Origin of the sequence: Streptomyces sp. CWNU-52B (assembly GCF_047444975.1) — a bacterium.
GTDB lineage: Bacteria > Actinomycetota > Actinomycetes > Streptomycetales > Streptomycetaceae > Streptomyces.
In genome coordinates, this window is sequence record NZ_JBLFJV010000066.1 from 65,921 (window position 1) to 83,583 (window position 17,663).

The 17,663-nt window shown below is 71.0% G+C and carries 18 protein-coding genes; 13 read left to right on the forward strand and 5 right to left on the reverse strand.

Annotation, left to right across the window (positions count from 1 at the left end; translation table 11 throughout):
- Both ACLVWQ_RS39850 and ccsB read left to right on the forward strand, forming a co-directional pair.
- Positions 1–1,935, forward strand: coding sequence for a cytochrome c biogenesis protein ResB (locus ACLVWQ_RS39850; RefSeq protein ID WP_414114217.1), 1,935 nt, complete (start codon positions 1–3; stop codon positions 1,933–1,935).
- The gene (ccsB, locus tag ACLVWQ_RS39855) at positions 1,932–3,041 is read left to right on the forward strand and encodes a c-type cytochrome biogenesis protein CcsB (protein WP_414114218.1); all 1,110 of its coding nucleotides are present in this window, start codon (positions 1,932–1,934) and stop codon (positions 3,039–3,041) included. The genes ACLVWQ_RS39850 and ccsB overlap by 4 nt, the downstream gene beginning before the upstream one ends.
- Here the strand turns inward: ccsB and ACLVWQ_RS39860 are convergent.
- The 3 genes from ACLVWQ_RS39860 to ACLVWQ_RS39870 form a co-directional block, all read right to left on the reverse strand.
- Positions 3,026–4,207, reverse strand: a complete 1,182-nt coding sequence (locus ACLVWQ_RS39860; RefSeq protein WP_414114219.1) for a hypothetical protein — start codon at positions 4,205–4,207, stop codon at positions 3,026–3,028. The two genes, ccsB and ACLVWQ_RS39860, sit on opposite strands and share 16 nt — an antisense overlap.
- 210 nt (positions 4,208–4,417) lie before the next feature.
- Complete coding sequence (locus tag ACLVWQ_RS39865; RefSeq protein WP_414114220.1) at positions 4,418–5,401, reverse strand: isopenicillin N synthase family dioxygenase; 984 nt, start codon at positions 5,399–5,401, stop codon at positions 4,418–4,420.
- Positions 5,394–5,861, reverse strand: a complete 468-nt coding sequence (locus ACLVWQ_RS39870) for a nucleoside deaminase (protein ID WP_414114221.1) — start codon at positions 5,859–5,861, stop codon at positions 5,394–5,396. Before ACLVWQ_RS39870 ends, ACLVWQ_RS39865 begins: the two co-directional genes overlap by 8 nt.
- 206 nt (positions 5,862–6,067) lie before the next feature.
- Here ACLVWQ_RS39870 and ACLVWQ_RS39875 point away from each other — a divergent pair, with 206 nt between their 5' ends.
- From ACLVWQ_RS39875 to ACLVWQ_RS39890, 4 genes are read left to right on the forward strand one after another with little or no spacing between them, the layout of a single operon-like run.
- A complete protein-coding gene (locus ACLVWQ_RS39875) occupies positions 6,068–6,469 on the forward strand; it encodes a sortase-dependent protein (RefSeq protein WP_414114222.1) in 402 nt (133 codons plus the stop codon).
- A complete protein-coding gene (locus ACLVWQ_RS39880; protein ID WP_414114223.1) occupies positions 6,466–7,116 on the forward strand; it encodes a class F sortase in 651 nt (216 codons plus the stop codon). The genes ACLVWQ_RS39875 and ACLVWQ_RS39880 overlap by 4 nt, the downstream gene beginning before the upstream one ends.
- A gap of 49 nt (positions 7,117–7,165) precedes the next feature.
- Positions 7,166–7,657 (forward strand): RNA polymerase sigma factor, encoded by a 492-nt coding sequence (locus ACLVWQ_RS39885; protein ID WP_414114224.1) that lies wholly within the window; start codon positions 7,166–7,168, stop codon positions 7,655–7,657.
- Positions 7,641–8,177 (forward strand): hypothetical protein, encoded by a 537-nt coding sequence (locus tag ACLVWQ_RS39890; RefSeq protein ID WP_414114225.1) that lies wholly within the window; start codon positions 7,641–7,643, stop codon positions 8,175–8,177. Before ACLVWQ_RS39885 ends, ACLVWQ_RS39890 begins: the two co-directional genes overlap by 17 nt.
- Here the strand turns inward: ACLVWQ_RS39890 and ACLVWQ_RS39895 are convergent.
- Complete coding sequence (locus ACLVWQ_RS39895) at positions 8,158–8,760, reverse strand: TetR/AcrR family transcriptional regulator (RefSeq protein WP_414114226.1); 603 nt, start codon at positions 8,758–8,760, stop codon at positions 8,158–8,160. The genes ACLVWQ_RS39890 and ACLVWQ_RS39895 overlap by 20 nt on opposite strands.
- A 248-nt stretch (positions 8,761–9,008) precedes the next feature.
- Here ACLVWQ_RS39895 and ACLVWQ_RS39900 point away from each other — a divergent pair, with 248 nt between their 5' ends.
- Positions 9,009–10,877, forward strand: coding sequence for a protein kinase domain-containing protein (locus tag ACLVWQ_RS39900; RefSeq protein WP_414114227.1), 1,869 nt, complete (start codon positions 9,009–9,011; stop codon positions 10,875–10,877).
- A gap of 48 nt (positions 10,878–10,925) precedes the next feature.
- On the opposite strand, the gene ACLVWQ_RS39905 is transcribed toward ACLVWQ_RS39900, so the two are convergent.
- Complete coding sequence (locus ACLVWQ_RS39905) at positions 10,926–11,387, reverse strand: PLD nuclease N-terminal domain-containing protein (RefSeq protein WP_414114228.1); 462 nt, start codon at positions 11,385–11,387, stop codon at positions 10,926–10,928.
- A gap of 99 nt (positions 11,388–11,486) precedes the next feature.
- Here ACLVWQ_RS39905 and ACLVWQ_RS39910 point away from each other — a divergent pair, with 99 nt between their 5' ends.
- The 6 genes from ACLVWQ_RS39910 to mqnE all read left to right on the forward strand — a co-directional run bounded on the left by ACLVWQ_RS39910 (position 11,487) and on the right by mqnE (position 17,623).
- Positions 11,487–12,947 carry a menaquinone biosynthesis decarboxylase gene (locus ACLVWQ_RS39910; protein WP_414114229.1) on the forward strand — a complete coding sequence of 487 codons (1,461 nt, stop codon included), beginning with the start codon at positions 11,487–11,489 and terminating at the stop codon, positions 12,945–12,947.
- Complete coding sequence (mqnP, locus tag ACLVWQ_RS39915; protein ID WP_414114230.1) at positions 12,944–13,846, forward strand: menaquinone biosynthesis prenyltransferase MqnP; 903 nt, start codon at positions 12,944–12,946, stop codon at positions 13,844–13,846. Before ACLVWQ_RS39910 ends, mqnP begins: the two co-directional genes overlap by 4 nt.
- A 187-nt stretch (positions 13,847–14,033) precedes the next feature.
- Positions 14,034–15,080 (forward strand): protein-glutamine glutaminase family protein, encoded by a 1,047-nt coding sequence (locus tag ACLVWQ_RS39920; protein ID WP_414114231.1) that lies wholly within the window; start codon positions 14,034–14,036, stop codon positions 15,078–15,080.
- Between the two features lie 37 nt (positions 15,081–15,117).
- Complete coding sequence (locus tag ACLVWQ_RS39925; RefSeq protein ID WP_414114232.1) at positions 15,118–15,795, forward strand: UbiX family flavin prenyltransferase; 678 nt, start codon at positions 15,118–15,120, stop codon at positions 15,793–15,795.
- 97 nt (positions 15,796–15,892) lie between these two features.
- Positions 15,893–16,348, forward strand: a complete 456-nt coding sequence (locus ACLVWQ_RS39930; RefSeq protein WP_189778679.1) for an Lrp/AsnC family transcriptional regulator — start codon at positions 15,893–15,895, stop codon at positions 16,346–16,348.
- 111 nt (positions 16,349–16,459) lie between these two features.
- A complete protein-coding gene (mqnE, locus tag ACLVWQ_RS39935) occupies positions 16,460–17,623 on the forward strand; it encodes an aminofutalosine synthase MqnE (RefSeq protein WP_414114233.1) in 1,164 nt (387 codons plus the stop codon).
- The last annotated feature ends 40 nt before the right edge of the window (positions 17,624–17,663 follow it).

The window sequence follows — 17,663 nt, forward strand, 5'->3', positions numbered from 1 at the left end:
ATGAGCACGACACGGGACACTGACGTGCGGACCGACAGCGGCGAGAACGGCAACAGCGGCAAGGGTGGTCCGAACAGAGAGAGTGACGCCGGTGATCTCGGTGCCGCCGGGGCCCAGTTGTCCACCGCGCCCCGCGAGACCGCGATGCCCGGCTCCTTCGGCGGTGTGCGCGCCCCCGGTGTCGTCGGCCGGCTCGCGTGGGGCGGCCGTGAGGTCATCGGCTGGGCCCGCTGGATGTGGCGGCAGCTGACCTCGATGCGGGTCGCGCTGCTCCTGCTCTTCATGCTGTCCCTCGGCGCGATCCCCGGCTCGCTGATCCCGCAGTCCGGGACCGACGAGACGAAGGTCGCCGACTTCCAGGCACGGCACACCACGGTCGGGCCGATCTACGAGAAGCTCGGGCTGTTCCACGTGTACAGCTCCACGTGGTTCTCCGCGATCTACATCCTTCTCTTCGTCTCGCTCATCGGCTGCATCGTGCCGCGCACCTGGCAGTTCGTCGGCCAGCTGCGGGGCCGCCCGCCGCGCGCGCCGAGGCTGCTGACCCGGCTGCCCGCGTACACGACGTGGCGGACCGAGGCCGCGCCCGAGGAGGTGCGGGACGAGGCGCTGAAGGTCCTGAAGAAGCGGCGCTTCCGCGCGGACCTCGCCGGGGACGCGGTCGCCGCCGAGAAGGGCTACCTCCGTGAGATCGGCAACCTCGCCTTCCACATCGCGCTGATCGTGATGCTGACCACCTTCGCCTGGGGCCAGCTCTTCAAGTCCGAGGGCAACAAGCTGATCGTCGAGGGCGACGGTTTCGCCAACACCCTCACGCAGTACGACGACTTCAAGTCCGGGAGCCTCTTCGACACGGACGACCTGGAGCCGTTCAGCTTCGTACTGGACGACTTCCAGGGCACGTACGAGACGACGGGCCCCAACAAGGGCACCCCGCGCACCTACCAGGCGGGCGTCGACTACAGCGTGGGCGCCGACGGCGCGGAGCAGAAGAAGACCGTCAAGGTCAACCAGCCGCTGGTGATCGGCGACTCGAAGGTCTACCTCACCGCCCACGGTTACGCGCCTGTCGTCACCGTCCGGGACGGCAAGGGCGACGTCGTCTACCGCCAGGCCGTGCCCCTGCTGCCGCTGGACTCCAACGTCACCTCGACCGGCGCGATCAAGGTCATGGACGGCTACAAGAACGCCAAGGGGAAGCAGGAGCAGCTGGGCATCCAGGCCTTCTTCCTCCCGGCGTACGGGGGCGACGGCACCGCGGTGGTCTCGCAGTTCCCGGCACTGCTGAACCCGGTGCTCAACCTGGCGGCGTACCACGGCGACCTCGGTGTCGACGCGGGCCTCCCGCAGAGCGTGTACCAGCTGGAGAAGAAGAACCTTAGGGAGTTCAAGAACTCCAAGGGCGAGCAGCTCAGGGAGAACCTGAAGCCCGGCGAGACCATGCAGCTGCCGAACGGCGCCGGCTCGATCACCTTCGAGAAGGGGATCAAGGAGTGGGCGAACTTCCAGGTCACCCGGCAGCCCGGGGCCGGCTGGGCGCTCGGCGGAGCCGTCACCGCCATCTTCGGGCTCGCCGCCTCCCTCTTCATCCAGCGCCGCCGCGTGTGGGTGCGTGCCGTGACGGGCCCCGACGGCGTCACGGTCGTCGAGATGGCGGGCCTCGGCCGCAGCGAGTCCGCCAAGGTCCCGGAGGAACTGGGCGTCCTGGCGGGCCACCTGTACGACCTGGCGCCGGGCGCACCCGAGGCCCCGGACAGGGACGCGGTCGAGGCCCCGGTCGACACCGGGGACCCCGAGCCAGGCCCGGACCCCGAGCCAGGCCCGGACCCGGAGGCCGAGAACGTGACACCCACCGCCGTGACCCCCGCTGAATCCCCCGCCGAAACCACCCCCGAACCCCCCGCCGTACCTGCCGAAGGGGCTGAGAACAAATGACTCTCGCCGCCGCAACAGACCTCGCCGCCGCGACCAACGAGCACCTCGCGAACGTCAGCAACACGCTGATCTACTCCGCGATGGCCGTCTACACGCTGGCCTTCTTCGCGTACATCGCCGAATGGCTCTTCGGCAGCCGCAGCAAGGTCGGCCGTACGGCCGCCGCGCTGACCGCCACCGACGCGGGCGCCGCCAAGAAGGCCGCGGGCCCCGCGGTCACCGTGCAGAACGCGGGCGGCACCGCCGTGCTGGAGCGGCCCCAGGTCGTCACGCGGGCCGCGGCCGGCGCGCGGGACGTGCCGGACGGGCCCGGCGCGCACGGCGGGGACGTGCAGGGGGACCTCTACGGGCGGATCGCCATCTCCCTCACGGTGCTCGCCTTCCTCATCGCGTTCGGCGGCGTGCTCACCCGCGCCCTGTCGGTGCAGCGGGCGCCGTGGGGCAACATGTACGAGTTCAACATCACCTTCTCCACCGTCGCCGTCGCCGTGTACCTCGCGCTGCTCGCGATGAAGAAGAACGTCCGCTGGATGGGCCTCTTCCTGGTGACCACGGTCCTCCTGGACCTCGGCCTCGCCGTCACCGTCCTGTACACCGCGAGCGACCAGCTGGTGCCGGCCCTCCACTCGTACTGGCTCTACATCCACGTCTCCACGGCGATCTTCTGCGGCGCGGTCTTCTACGTGGGCGCGGTCGGCACGATCCTGTACCTCTTCAAGGACTCGTACGAGAACAAGCTGGCGACCGGCGGCAAGCCCGGCCGTTTCGCGACCTCCGTGCTCGAACGGCTGCCCGCCTCGGCGTCGCTCGACAAGTTCTCCTACCGGGTGAACGCCGCGGTCTTCCCGCTGTGGACGTTCACGATCATCGCCGGTGCCATCTGGGCGGGCGACGCGTGGGGCCGCTACTGGGGCTGGGACCCCAAGGAGACCTGGTCCTTCATCACCTGGGTCGCCTACGCCACCTATCTGCACGCCCGCGCCACGGCGGGCTGGAAGGGCCGCAAGGCCGCGTACATCGCGCTCATCGCGTTCGCCTGCTGGCTGTTCAACTACTACGGCGTGAACATCTTCGTCACCGGCAAGCACTCCTACGCCGGGGTCTGACCGTCCGACCGCTCCGCCTCGACGGTGCGTGGGGTCTCGTCGGGGGCCGGCGGCGACAGGGGTACGAGGAGCGCCCGGGACGAGGCCGTGCCACCGGGTGCCCAGCCGCTCGCACGGGCCAGCTCGGGCAGGGTGGCGCGGGTCGCGTTGCGCAGGGCCGGATGGCCGTGCCCGCGCAGCCCGGCGAAGAACGCCACCGGGTCGGCGATGCCGTCGGCCCGGTCCCGCAGCACCGCCCCGATCAGCCCGATGCCCGGCTCGGTCTGCGCGTTGTCGATGAGGATCACGGGTCGGCCGGGCCGGTGCCCGCGCGGCAGCGAACCGCCGTACGCGTCGTCGAGGTCGGCCAGCAGGGCCCGTACGAGATGTCCCTCGGCGTGGGTGCGGGAGTAGCCGCCCGCCCTGAACTGCCCCGAGAGCAGGACGAGTCCGAGCTTGGGGTTGCCGGCGGAGCCGGGGTGGTCGCGGTACCAGGTGGCGGCCTTCCGCAACCGGCGGTGCGTGGGCGAGACCCCTTCGGAGAACGCCTCCAACGTGGCCTCGACGACCGGCTCGACCACCGGCCCCGCGCCTGCACCGGCACCGGCCTCCGCCCCCGGCTCCGTACCCGACAGAGCCTCGGTCAGCCTGGCCGACGCCCGGCCGACCCAGCGGGCCCCGAACCCGCCGAACCCACCGAACCCGCCCACCCACGGGCCCGTGTCGTTGAACAGCAGGATCCGCTCCGCCTCCCGGCGGGCGCGGGACACGTCCCGGTCGTGCCAGCCGCCCGCCGCCACGGCCAGCAGGCCCACCGCGAGCCTCGGGAACGGGATCCGGCCCGCGTCGGCCACCGGCTCCGCGAGCTGTTCGGCGATCGTCACCAGGGCCTGAGACACGGGCGACCAGACCTCGTACGGCTGTCCCGCGGGAGCCCATGCGAACAGGTCCGCCTCGCAGTCGATCAGCGCGACGGGCGTCCGCCCCTCGTACGCGGCCCGCAGTTCCGCCAGTACCGTGCTCTTGCCGAGGCCGCGGGCGCCCGCGAACACCACGAAGGGGACGTCCTTCGGGTGCTCGTACGGACTGGTCCCGTGCTGGAACGGGCGCAGCCCGACGAGCCGTGCGGCGAGGCCGGGCGGTTCCGTGTCGAACAGCGCCCCTCGGCCGTGCAGCCCTCTGCGCACCGCGTCTCCCCCCGGGGCCCGTGGGTCCTGTCTTAGGTGAGGTGTATCAACCGGCCGGAGGCCAGGGGGCGTTGTTTCGGAGTGGGTCGGGCGATGTCCGCAGGCTTCCGTAGGCTTCCACAAATGTCGGCGCCGTCGGCCGAGTCCGACCACGGAGCGGCCGGCTCACTTCCCTCCGCTTCCCTTCGCTTCCCCCCACCTCAGTTCACTTCAGTTCACCGTGATCGAGGCCAGCTTCGCCCGCAGGTACACATGGGAGTCGACGGGCTCGTACGCCACCCGTCCCACCGGGGCCGGGACCGACTCGACGCGGGTGCCCGGGGTGCACTCGCCGAAGTACACGAGGGACATCAGCTCCTCGGTGGGTTCGTCGGCCGGTGGGGGAAGGACCCGATGGCGGCCCGAGCGCCAGCGGTCGCCGGTCCAACGGGCCATCAGGTCCCCGATGTTGACGGTGAACGCGGCCGGGTCGAAGGGCGCGTCCTCCCAGCCGCCGTCGTCCGTGTAGACCTGGAGTCCGCCCTTGCCGGCCTGCCGGTCGAGGATGGTGACCGTGCCGAAGTCGGTGTGGGGGCCGATCCGGAACTGGCCCTCCGCGGGCTCGCCGACGACCTCCCTGCCCGGGTACCAGTTGATGTTGAAGCCGTACGTCGGGTGGTCCATGTGCCGGGTGAAGAAGTCCGGTTCCAGGCCCAGCGCCTCGCCGAGCAGGGTGAGCAGGTGGTTCTCCAGCTCGCCCATCCGCGCCAGGTACTCCTCGCACAGGGCCCGGAGCCCGGGAGCCTGGGCCGGCCAGACGTTCGGCGCGTACCACTCCTCGTTGGTCCTCGGGTCGTCGAAGGGCTCGTGCGTCGCGAAGGTCAGGGACTCCTTCAGGTCGGGCGGCGTCGGGGTGCCCTCCGCGTAGCCGTTGGCCTCGGCGCCCGGACCGAGCCAGCCCCGGCCGCCGACCTTCACCGCGTACGGCTCCTTGGCCTCGGCGGGCAGCAGGAAGAAGGCACGGGCCGCCTCCCGGACCCGTACCCGCAGGGCGGGGTCGACGCCGTGGCCGGTCACCAGCAGGAACCCGGCGCTCCGCAGCGCCTCGTCGACGGTACGGGCGATCCGGGCACGGGCCTCGGGGCCACCGGACAGCCACGGCCCGAGGTCGACGGTCGGGACGCGGGGGCGGTCGGGGGGAAGGGCGTCACTCACCGATGTCCTCGTTCCAGAGTGCCGGGTTGTTCCTGACGAAGTCACGCATCAAGGAGACGCACGCGGCGTCGTCGAGGAGCACGATCTCCACGCCGTGCTCCGCCAGCCAGTCGTGCCCGCCGTGGAAGGTCTCGGCCTCCCCGACGACGACCCGGGAGATCCCGAACTGCCGGACCAGACCGCTGCAGTACCAGCACGGCGAGAGGGTGGTCACCATGGTCGTACCGCGGTACGAGACCTGCCGTCCCGCGTTCCTGAAGGCGGCGGTCTCGGCGTGTGCGGACGGGTCGCCGTCCTGGACACGGCGGTTGTGTCCCCGGCCGAGCAGGGTGCCGTCCGCCCCGTACAGCGCGGCGCCGACGGGGACGCCGCCCTCCGCGAGGCCGGTCCTGGCCTCCTCGACGGCGGTGGCGAGCCAGACGGCGGCCCGGGTCCGGTCGAGGCGCTCCATGTCGTTCATGGCCTCCACTCTCCTATGGCGGACGTGCCTGCGGCGGCCGTAGGCCGAACGCGACGACGGCGAGTCGGGCCGCGGGACGCGGCCGCGTCAGGGCTTTGCCTGTTCTTTACAACCCGGTGCCCCGCTGCCTCGTCTCTTTGCTCGATCCGTAACGCAGCCGCCCGTCACGTCACTTGGACGGGCGGCCCGACGAGAGAGAGCCCTTTATGCGCCGAACTGTCCTCAGCGCCATGGCACTTGCCTGCACCGCCGTGCTGGCGAGCACGGTGCCCGCGTTCGCAGACGACAAGCCTCCGACCCCCGTCTCCGCCACGGAGGCCCCCACCGTCGCGCCGAGCGAGGGCGGCACCGCGCCCGGGACCGAAGCCCCGAGCGCCGAACCGACCAGGGCGCCGAGCGAAGCGACCAAGGCGCCGAGCCCTGTGCCGACCAAGGTGCCGGACGCGAGCGAGGTCTCCGTCGTACCGAGTGGAGCGCCCGACACCGGTGTCGCGTCGTCGGAGTCCGGCGGCGGCGACGGCGGCCTGATCGGCGGCGCCGCCGCGGCGTTCGCGCTGAGCGGCGCGGCGGTCTACGTCGTACGCCGTCGGCGGGCGACCGGAGCATGACATTGCCCTCCGGGCGCGGCCCCTCCAGGCGGGTCTTCGTCACCGCCGCGATGGCCTCCCTGCTCGTGGGCTGCGGGGGCGGAGGGGGCGACAAGGCCGACGGGGCAGGCACCGCCGGCCGCGAGAGCACGCCGCCTTCCTCCGGTGCCGCCGGGAACGGGAAGGCGTCGGGGTCGGGGCGCACGGTGCGCGCACTGGCGCGCTCGGTCCCGGTCGGGCTGGAGATCCCCGCCATCGAGGTCGACACCCCGGTCATGCGGCTGGGACTGGCCTCGGACGGCAGCGTGCAGGTGCCCCCGGTCGAGGCCGACGACCGCGCGGGCTGGTACCGGCACTCACCGACGCCCGGCCAGGTGGGCCCGTCGGTGATCCTCGGCCACGTCACGGTCGGGTCCTACGGCGACGGTGTCTTCCGTCATCTCTCGCGGTTGCGACGGGGCGAGCGGATCGTGGCGCGCCTGGAGAACGGCACGGCGGCCCGGTTCACCGTCAGCGACGTACGGACGGTCGCGCAGGCGAAGTTCCCGACGGACGACGTCTACGGTGACGTGGGCCGTCCCGAGCTGCGGCTCATCACCTGCGGTGGTCCGCGCAGCGGCGACGGGTACCGCGACAGTGTGATCGTCTTCGCCGAACTGAGCGCGTGAGCCCCATGGCATTCCATCGGCACGCAGGCCGGCCCGACCCTGGAGCGTGGTGAAACGGTCCCGCGAGGAGGCAGCGACCGAGCTGTTCGCTGCCCTCTACCCACGCCTGGCCGGCTGGTGCCGCCGCCTGGTGGACGACGACGAGATGGCCCACGAGGTCGCCTCGGAGGCGTTCACCAGGCTCTGGGCCCGCTGGACCTCCGTGGCGGAGCCCCGCGGTTTCCTCTACGTCACCGCGGCCAACCTCGTCCGGGACCACTGGCGCAAGCTCGAACGTGAACGCAGAGCCGTGCACCGCGCGACGGTCGAGGCATCCGTCCGCCCGGAGACCGGACAGACCGACCCGTCGGTGCGGCTGCTCGTACAGTCCCTGCCGGAACGACTGCGCGTCCCGATCCTGCTTCACTATTACGCCGACATGCCGATCCGGGAGGTGTCCGTGCTGACCGGGCGCAAGGAAGGAACCATCAAGGCCGACCTCCACGCGGCCCGAGAACTGCTCCGCGCCCATCTGAGGAGAAGCGTTGATCACACACTCTGACGACGGTCCGGACTTCGAACCCGACGACCCCCTCACGGTCATCCTGCGGCCCTCCTCCGACTACCTCGGTCCGCCTCCCGGCCGGTACGAGGCGATCCGCCGCGGTGCGGCCCGCCGCCGGCTGCTGCGCACCGCAGCCGGGGCCGGCCTGCTGTGCGCCGTCACCGCCCTCGTCGTGCTGCCGGTCCGCCTGGCGGCACCCGACCGGCCGGTGTCCCCGACGGTCCCGCTCGCCCCGCCGCCCGAGCGCACTCCCCCGGCCACGACCTCGGTCCCGCCCACCACACAGCCGTCGACGGATCCCGGCACGTCCCGGGCCCCCGGGGAGAAGCCGACCTCGATCCCCGGTGGCCCCACCGGGGCAGCCCCCGAGGAGCCGCCGGTACCGACGGCCGCACCGTCGGAGCCGTCGAAATCGGTGTCGACCTCGACTCCGGACTCAAGTGGGGCCCCGGCTCCCGACCCGACTCCGACTCCGGAATCGGCATCGGAGTCACAGGTCACGAGCGCGCCCCGCTGACCGACTGCCAGATCCGCTCCGGCAGGATCCGCGCGGCGTCGTCCAGGTCGATGTCGTCGATGCCCGAGAGCCAGCGGCGGGCCACGGCGACGACGGGCCCCAGGACCAGGGACTCGATCAGCGGCAGGGGGAGCGGGGCGACCTCGCCCGACGCGACGTGGGGCTGTATCCAGAGCGCGAACGCCGAGACCTTCGTCGCCTGGGTGTCGCGGAGTTCCTGGCCGTCCGCCATCCCCATCCGGTCGACGATGGGGGAGTGCACCAGCAGTGCGGCGTCCGGGTGTTCCTTGGTGAAGCCCAGGTAGCTCCGCACGAGGGCGTCGATGCCCGAGCGGGCGGTGCGCGTGCCCTCCAGGGCCGTGACCAGCTCGCCGAGCAGCTGGCCCAGCCAGCGGTGCGCCAGCGCGACGAGGAGCCCGTCGAGGCTGCCGAAGTGGTGGTAGAGGCTGCCCAGGCTCACGCCGCTCGCCTTCGTGACGGCGTTCACCGTGAGTCCCTGCTCGCCCGATTCGGCGAACACGCGCAGTGCCGCGTCCAGGAGCAGGGCGGCGGTCGCCTCACCGCGCTGCTGCTTCCGACTCATGCGGGGGTCGCCCTCCTCTGCGCTCGCGCTCTTTCTGCGTGCTCTTTACCGGATGTTCTCTTTGCCGGAGCAGTTCTAGAGCATTTTTCTAGAAAGTACTTCCAATTCTACGGCCCGACAGCCCAGACTTGATCCTTGCCGGACGAGTGGGTCCGCCCACCGGAGGGGGATGGGCGGACCCGCCGCCGGTCGAACGGCTGTGGTGAGTGGTACGGGCAGTGACCGTGAACGGGGAAGTCGGGGCAGGCGTGTTCGATCTGAGTGGAAGCGGGGCCGAACCACTGGAGGAGGAGGACCCGCGGACCATCGGTTCCATTCCTCTGGCGGGCCGGCTGGGTGCGGGTGGCATGGGCCGGGTGTTCTTAGGGGTCCACGAGGGGCGGTACGTCGCGGTCAAGCAGGTGCTGCCCTCCGTCGTCGCCGAGGACAAGGACTTCCTGCGCCGCTTCGGGCACGAGCTGGACAACCTCGCTCTGCTGCCCGCCGAGGCCACCGCGCCGCTCCTCGCCGGTGACGGCGCAGCCCGCCCGCCGTGGTTCGCCACCGCGTACGTACCCGGGCTCACCCTGAGACAGGCCGTCGAGCTGAACGAGGAGCCCCTGCCCGCCGAAGCGCTGTGGGCCCTCCTGCGCGAGGCGGCCGCCGGCCTGGCCGCGGTGCACGCGCTGGACATGGTGCACCGGGACCTCAAGCCGTCCAACGTCATGCTCACCCTCGACGGCGCCACGCTCATCGACTTCGGGGTGGCCCGCGCCGCCGAGCAGAGCAAGGTCACGGTGACCGGCATGGTGGTCGGCACCCCCGCCTACATGGCGCCCGAACAGGCATCGGGAGCGCGGACGCTGGACGGCGCCACCGATGTGTTCGCGCTGGGTTCGGTGCTCGCCTACGCGGCGTGCGGGCGCCCGCCGTTCGGGGACGAGTCGGGCCACGGCGTGCTGTACCGCATCGTCCACGAAGAGCCCGACCTGACTCCCGTACGGGACGTGGATCCCGAACTCGCCGACCTGGTCGCGGCCTGCCTCGGCAAGACACCCGAGGACCGGCCCACCGCCGCCGACCTCCTCGAACGCGCCGACGCGCACGGCCCGTTCACCGCGCCGCTCTGGCCGCGGGACATCACCGAGCACCTTGCCGAGCGGGCCGCCTTCGCCGCGCGGGTGCAGGAGATCGACGTACCCGGGCCGCCGACGGTGCCCGAGCCTGTCCCTGCGCCCGTACCGGTACCCGAACCCGTACCCGTACCCGAACCCGAACCCGTCTCCGAGTCGGCGTCGAAGGACAGGCCCCAGCGCCGGCGTCGGCGTACCCGGGTGCTGCTCGCCGTCGTCCCGGTCGTGGTGGTGACCGGTACGACCCTTGCCATCCAGTACCTCCCGAACGTGACCTCGCCGGACGGGGACGACACGGCACGGTCCACGCCGACCGCCTCGGCACAGGTGTCGGGCAGCCCCACATCCTCCGCGCCGAGCGGCTCGAAGTCCCCGGACGACGAGAAGGCCGGAGGCGAGGGAGGGGAGAAGGGGAAAGGGAAGGACGGCGGCACCGGTGACGGCGGGTCCCGGGCGTCGGGCTCCGGAGGCGCGGGCGCCGCGCAGGACGCCGCCGGTGGTGCGGGGGACGGTTCCGGCGGCTCGGACGCGGGCGGTGGCTCGAAGGGCTCGGGCGGCTCGGACGGTTCCGGAGGGGCGAGCGGGTCCGGCGGGTCCGGTTCGGCCGACGGAGCCGGTGGTACGTCGGCCGGGGGCGACGCGGGCCTGCCCACCTCGGGCACGCATCGCTACCGGAACGGCAACACCGGCAAGTGCCTCAACAACGTGTACTCCGCGGCCAGTTCGGGCGACTGCTCGGGCTCGGCCACCTCCTGGACCGTACGGAGCGTGTCCGGCGGGTTCGAGCTGGTCAACAAGTCGGCCGGGCAGTGCCTGTCCGCGAACATGATCGGCCAGGCCGTCTTCGTGAGCAACTGCGGTGCGGCCGGCACCGTCTGGAGCGCGGGCTCGGGCAGCACCATCAAGAGCGGCAGCAACGGCGGCTGCCTCGACCTGGGCCAGGACGGCGGGGCGACGGCGACGACCTGCGCGGGGAAGGCTTCGCAGCGCTGGTCGGCGGTGTGACGTACGCGGCCCGGCCGGGGCCGCTGCCGTAGCTGTCGGGAACGGGGCTCAGGGCTTCGGCGGCGCCGAGTCCTCCGGGCCCTCGCCCGTACCGCTCTCGCGGCGCTTCAGTTCCTCCTCGCGGCGGCGCAGGTCGGCCTCCCAGTCCTTGAGGTGGGAGTCGTCGTCCGCGCCCTCGCCGTCCTTCGCCCCACCGTCCTCGCTCTCGCCCTCGGCCTTGCCACTGCCCTGGCCGCTGCCCTTGCTGTCGTCCTTGAGGGACTTCAGGAAGTCGGGGTTGTCGTCGGGCGCGACCCAGCCGCCCCCGCGGGCCGAGGACGTGCCGCGCGGTGTGCGGACGCGGCCGACGATCAGCCACGAGATGGAGCCGACGAGCGGGAAGAGCAGCACGAGGATCGCCCAGAGGGGCTTCGGGATGTAGCGGACGTCCTTCTCATCGGTGGTGATGCAGTCGATGAACGCATAGATGCTGAGTGCCAGTGGCACCAGGATCAACAGCACCCGAAGCATGCGGCGGTCCCCCTGCTTGTGGAGATGCGTGCGGTGATGGGGCCGGATGAGCGGCCCCCGTTACAGGGCCAGGGTAGCGAGTAGCCGATACTGGGACGCATGGCTTACGACGATCTTCGCTCGCTGCTCCGGGCGCTGGAGCGCGAGGGCGACCTCAAGCGCATCAAGGCAGAGGTGGACCCGCACCTGGAGGTCGGGGAGATCGTCGACCGGGTGCAGAAGGCGGGCGGCCCCGCGCTGCTCTTCGAGAACGTGCGCGGTTCCGCGATGCCGCTCGCGATGAACGTCTTCGGGACGGACCGCCGCCTCCTCAAATCGCTCGGCCTGAAGTCGTACGGCGAGATCAGCGAGAAGATCGGCGGGCTGCTGCGGCCCGAGCTGCCGCACGGGTTCGTCGGGGTGCGCGAGGCCTTCGGGAAGCTCGGCACCATGACGCACGTACCGCCGAAGAAGGTGAAGTCCGACAAGGCGCCGGTCCAGGAGGTCGTGCTCAAGGGCGACGACGTCGACCTCGACCAGTTGCCGGCGCTCTTCACCTGGCCGCAGGACGGCGGGTCCTTCTTCAACCTGGGGCTCACCCACACCAAGGACCCCGAGTCCGGCATCCGCAACCTCGGGCTCTACCGCCTCCAGCGCCACGACAAGCGCACCATCGGCATGCACTGGCAGATCCACAAGGACAGCCGCAACCACTACCAGGTGGCGGCGCGCAAGGGCGAGCGCCTGCCGGTCGCGATCGCCTTCGGGTGCCCGCCCGCGGTGACGTACGCGTCCACGGCCCCGCTGCCCGGTGACATCGACGAGTACCTCTTCGCCGGGTTCATCCAGGGCCGGCGGATCGAGATGGTGGACTGCAAGACGGTGCCGTTGCAGGTGCCGGCGCAGGCCGAGGTCGTACTGGAGGGCTGGCTGGAGCCCGGCGAGATGCTGCCGGAGGGACCCTTCGGCGACCACACCGGCTTCTACACGCCGCAGGAGCCCTTCCCGGCGCTCACCATCGACTGCGTCACCATGCGGGAGCGCCCGCTGATCCAGTCGATCGTGGTGGGCCGCCCGCCGACGGAGGACGGGCCGCTGGGCCGGGCGACGGAGCGGTTCTTCCTCCCCCTCCTCAAGATCATCGTGCCGGACATCGTGGACTACCACCTCCCCGAGGCGGGCGGCTTCCACAACTGCGCGATCGTCGCGATCGACAAGAAGTACCCGAAGCACGCGCAGAAGGTGATGCACGCCGTCTGGGGCGCCCACATGATGTCCCTGACCAAGCTGATCGTGGTCGTCGACTCCGACTGCGACGTCCACGACCTGCACGAGGTCGCCTGGCGCGCGCTGGGCAACACGGACTACTCCCGTGACCTCACCGTCGTCGAGGGGCCGGTCGACCACCTCGACCACGCCTCGTACCAGCAGTTCTGGGGCGGCAAGGCGGGCATCGACGCCACGCGGAAGTGGCCCGAGGAGGGGTACACCCGGGACGGCGGCTGGCCTGAGATGGTCCTCTCGGACCCGGACACCGCGGCCAAGGTCGACCGTCGCTGGAAGGAATACGGACTCTCGTGAGCAGCGCATCAGCCGCGATCCCGCAACCCGGGCGCACCAAGGCGTTCCTACGCCTCGTCATGATCGAGCACTCCGTCTTCGCGCTGCCGTTCGCGTACATCGCGGCGCTGACGGCGATGTTCCTCGACGACGGCAACATCCAGTGGGGCCGGCTGCTCCTGGTCACGATCGCGATGGTCGGGCTGCGTACGTTCGCGATGGCGGCGAACCGGATCATCGACCGGGAGATCGACGCCCGCAACCCCCGTACGGCCCACCGCGAGCTGGTCACCGGTGCCATGTCGGTGAAGCACGCCTGGACGGGCGCGCTGGTGGCCGTGGTCTTCTTCCTCGGCGCCGCGGCCCTGCTCAACCCGCTCTGCCTGGCGTTGGCGCCCATCGCGGTGATCCCGATGGTGGTGTACCCGTACGGCAAGCGGTTCACGAACTTCCCGCAGGCCATCCTCGGCCTCGCGCAGGCGATGGGGCCCATCGGCGGCTGGCTGGCGATCACCGGCGAGTGGTCGTGGGACGCCGTGATCCTCGGCCTGGCGGTCGGGGTGTGGATCGGCGGCTTCGACCTGATCTACGCCTGCCAGGACGTGCAGACGGACCGCGAGGTCGGCGTGAAGTCGGTCCCGGCCCGCTTCGGCATCCCCGCCGCGGTCTGGGGAGCCCGGGGCTGCCACACGGTCACGACGGCCCTCTTCGTCTGGTTCGCGCTGGCCACGGACGCGGGCGCGTTCTTCTGGCTGGGCCTGGCGATCGTCGCGGGCGCGTTCCTGTACGAACACACCATCGTCCGCCCGACCGACCTGTCCCGCCTGAACCGCGCGTTCTTCCAGGTCAACGGCTTCATCGGGATCGCCCTGTTCGTGTGCGCGCTGCTCGACCTGCTGGTCCGCGGTCTGACGGTCTGACCGTTCGCCGTGTGGGCGACGGCCGGCGGCGCTCTTCGCGGGTTTCGCGGGCGCGGTGGACGTAATTGCCCCCATGCGTGCCCTCGCGGACGGCGACAAACCGCGCCGGAGTCCGCGACGATGCGATGTCAGCCCGCCGAACGACGTCGGAGACGGCGGAGATGACGGAGATGACGGAAGAGAGTGGATGATGCGCCGGTCGGTTCGAGACGAGACACACGCGCGGGGAACGGCCCCCGCGCCCAAGCGTGCCCCGGACCGGCTGGAAGACCCGACCGCGCGGCCGGGTTTCCCTCGGTCCGCCCGCTCCTCGGCCCTGCTGGCGTTGCAGGACAGCGCGGGCAACGCGGCGGTCACCACGGCGATCCAGCGCGTGCAGACGCCGGGCGGCAAGCGCAAGAGGTCCGAGTCCCCGGAGGACCAGGGGCCGTCCAAGCTGACACGGGCACGGGCACGGGAAGCCGATTCCTCCTCGGAGGAATCCGCGGAGGAGAGGGAAGAGCCGTTCTCCACGCAGAACGTGGCCGTGATCGACACCTTGCTGACCAAGGTGTCCAGACTGATGGAGGAGATGGAGGAGAAAGGCGCGCCCGACAACGCCAAGAGGGCCGCCCGAGAAAGGCAGGCCATCCTCTCCCTCGTGCGGAACCTGACTCCCATGCGGTCGGTGGAGACCGTGAACGAGGCCATCAGGCTCGTCAGCCGGCGAGGGGACAGCAAGACGAGGACCACGTATCTGGCGAAACTCAAGGAGCAGCGCACCTACCTCGCGCAGGAGTTCCCGTCCGCGGGCCCTCCGACCGCGGAGTCCCTCCAAGCCCTGTGGCCCAAGATCGTGCCCGCCTTCGGCAGCGTCGGCAAGGTGGGCCAGGACGGCTGCGAGGACCGGGCCCACAAGATCTGCCTGGCCATCGCCAAGGCGTCTCCGTCGATCGCCGCCCACCAGCTCTCGAAACAGTGGGCCACGTCTTCGGGGGCCCGGCTGCACGCCCGACACCAGTGGAGGCACCATGTCGCGGCCTCGGTGACGACCGCGGACGGCATCCTGGTCATCGATCCCGTCTTCTCCAGTTCGAAGCCGATCGGGCTGAGCGAGTGGGCCGGTCGCGTCCAGGTGGACAAGGACAAGGACGTCCACCAGGCCGCGTGGGGATTCCTCGGCAGGCCGGGTGACGACAATCGACCGGACTCCCACAGCGCCACGATGTACCTGCCGACCGACTCGGACTCCTGACGCACCGCACCTGGGCCCCCGCCGGTAGGCTCAGGGTGTGAACGCAGGAGAAACAGAGCGTCGGCCTTGGATCGTGGGGGTGTCCGGCGCGTCCGGAACGCCGTATGCCGCTGCCGTACTGCGTGCTCTCCTCGCGGCCGGTGAGCGCGTCGACCTGGTCGTCTCGCGGGCCTCGCGGCTCACCCTGCTCGACGAGACCGGGATCAGCTTCCGGGACGCCCACTGGCAGGACGACCTGCGCCAGTGGCTGGGCCGGGGGGCCGACGGCAAGCCCGGCACCTTCGCGGTGGACGTCGAGGGCGTACGGCACTGGAGCGCGGGGGACCTGGCGGCGGGGCCGTCCTCAGGCTCGTACCCCTGCAAGGGCATGCTGATCGTGCCCGCCTCCACGGCCTGTGTCGCCGGAGTCGCGCTCGGCCTCTCCAAGGACCTGTTGCAGCGCGCCGCGAGCGTCACGCTCAAGGAGCGGCGCAAGCTGGTCGTCGCCGTCCGGGAGACCCCGCTGAACGGCCAGACGCTGCGGCATCTGGTGACGCTCGACGACGCGGGCGCGACCGTACTGCCGGCCTCCCCGGCGTTCTACGCGGGCGCCACGCACATCCAGGACCTGGTGGACTTCGTCGCCGGACGGGTGCTGGACGCGGCGGGCGTCGGGCACACCCTCTACCGCCGCTGGGAAGGCGAACTCGGCGGCGGCTCGCGCACCACCACCTGAACACCCGCACCACCTGAGCACAGCAGCAACGCGGCAGCACCCACTCATCACTTCAGGCACCACTTCAGGAACTTTTCAGCGGAAGGCTAGCGATCGCATGGACGCGGTGGACAGGCAGCTCATCCAGGCTCTCAGGGAGAACGGCCGGGCCTCCTACGCGGAGCTGGGACGCCTCGTCGGACTGTCGGGGCCCAGTGTCACCGACCGCATCAACCGCCTGGAGGCCGCCGGTGTCATCACCGGCTACCGGGCGACGGTCGACTCGGCCTCGCTCGGCCTCGGCGTCATCGCCCTCATCGGCATCTCCCTCTCCGACGCCGCCGACCACGAGGACGTGGCCCGCCGGATGAAGGACCTCAGCGAGATCGAGGACTGCTGGTTCATCGCCGGCGACGACTCCTACATGCTCAAGGTGCGCGCGTCCGACGTGGACGGCCTGGAGCGGACCATCCGGCGGCTGTCGGGGACCAAGGGCGTCTCCAGGACCCGTACCACCATCGTGCTCTCCACGAAGTGGGAGAACCGGGTGGGTGAACTGCCCGAGGAGGAGTAGGCGGAGGAGCAGCACGGGCGCGGAGTACGGTTGGGGAACTTGTCGCAGGTCACGCGGGACAAGGGCGTGCAGGTCACGCAGGTGAAGCAGGTCACAGGGAGAGGTGCACGCATGGACGTCGGGCTCAAGCGCGAGCTGGAGGACAAGGTCCGGGCCGGTGAGCGGCTGACCCGCGAGGACGGCATCGCGCTCTACGAATCGGACGACCTGGCCTGGCTGGGCGGCCTCGCCCACGAGGTGCGCACCCGTAAGAACGGTGAAGTCGTCCACTTCAACATCAACCGCCACCTCAACATGACGAACGTGTGCACCGCGTCGTGCGCCTACTGCTCGTTCCAGCGCAAGCCGGGCGAGAAGGACGCGTACACGATGCGCATCGAGGAGGCGGTGAAGCTCGCCAAGGCGATGGAGGGCGACAACCTCACCGAGCTGCACATCGTCAACGGCCTGCACCCCAACCTGCCGTGGCGGTACTACCCGCGGTCGCTGAGCGAGCTGAAGAAGGCCCTCCCGAACGTCTCCCTGAAGGCCTTCACGGCCACGGAGATCCACCACTTCGAGACGATCTCCGGACTCAGCGCCTCCGAGATCCTCGACGAGCTGATCGACGCGGGTCTCGAGTCCCTGACCGGCGGCGGCGCGGAGATCTTCGACTGGGAGGTCCGGCAGCACATCGTCGACCACCGCACCCACTGGGAGGACTGGTCGCGCATCCACCGGCTCGCGCACGAGAAGGGTCTGAAGACCCCGTGCACGATGCTGTACGGGCACATCGAGGAGCCCCGTCACCGCGTCGACCACGTCCTGCGGCTGCGTGAACTGCAGGACGAGACCGGCGGCTTCCAGGTCTTCATCCCGCTGCGCTACCAGCACGACTTCGTGGACATGAAGGACGGCAAGGTCCGCAACCGCCTCCAGGCGCGTACGCAGATGGCCACCGGCGCGGAGGCCCTGAAGACCTTCGCGGTCTCCCGGCTCCTCTTCGACAACGTGCCGCACGTCAAGGTCTTCTGGGTCATGCACGGCGTCCAGACCGCCCAGCTGGCGCTCCAGCACGGCGCCGACGACATGGACGGCTCGGTCGTCGAGTACAAGATCACGCACGACGCCGACAACTACGGCACCCCGAACAAGCTGACCCGCGAGGACCTGCTCGACCTGATCCGCGACGCCGGCTTCCGCCCGGTCGAGCGGAACACCCGGTACGAGATCATCCGCGAGTACGAGGGCCCGGAGGCGGACCGCCGGGAGAGCCCGCAGGCGATGCGGGTCTGAACCCCGGCCTCACCAGCCTCACCGGGCGCGGTGGGAGCGC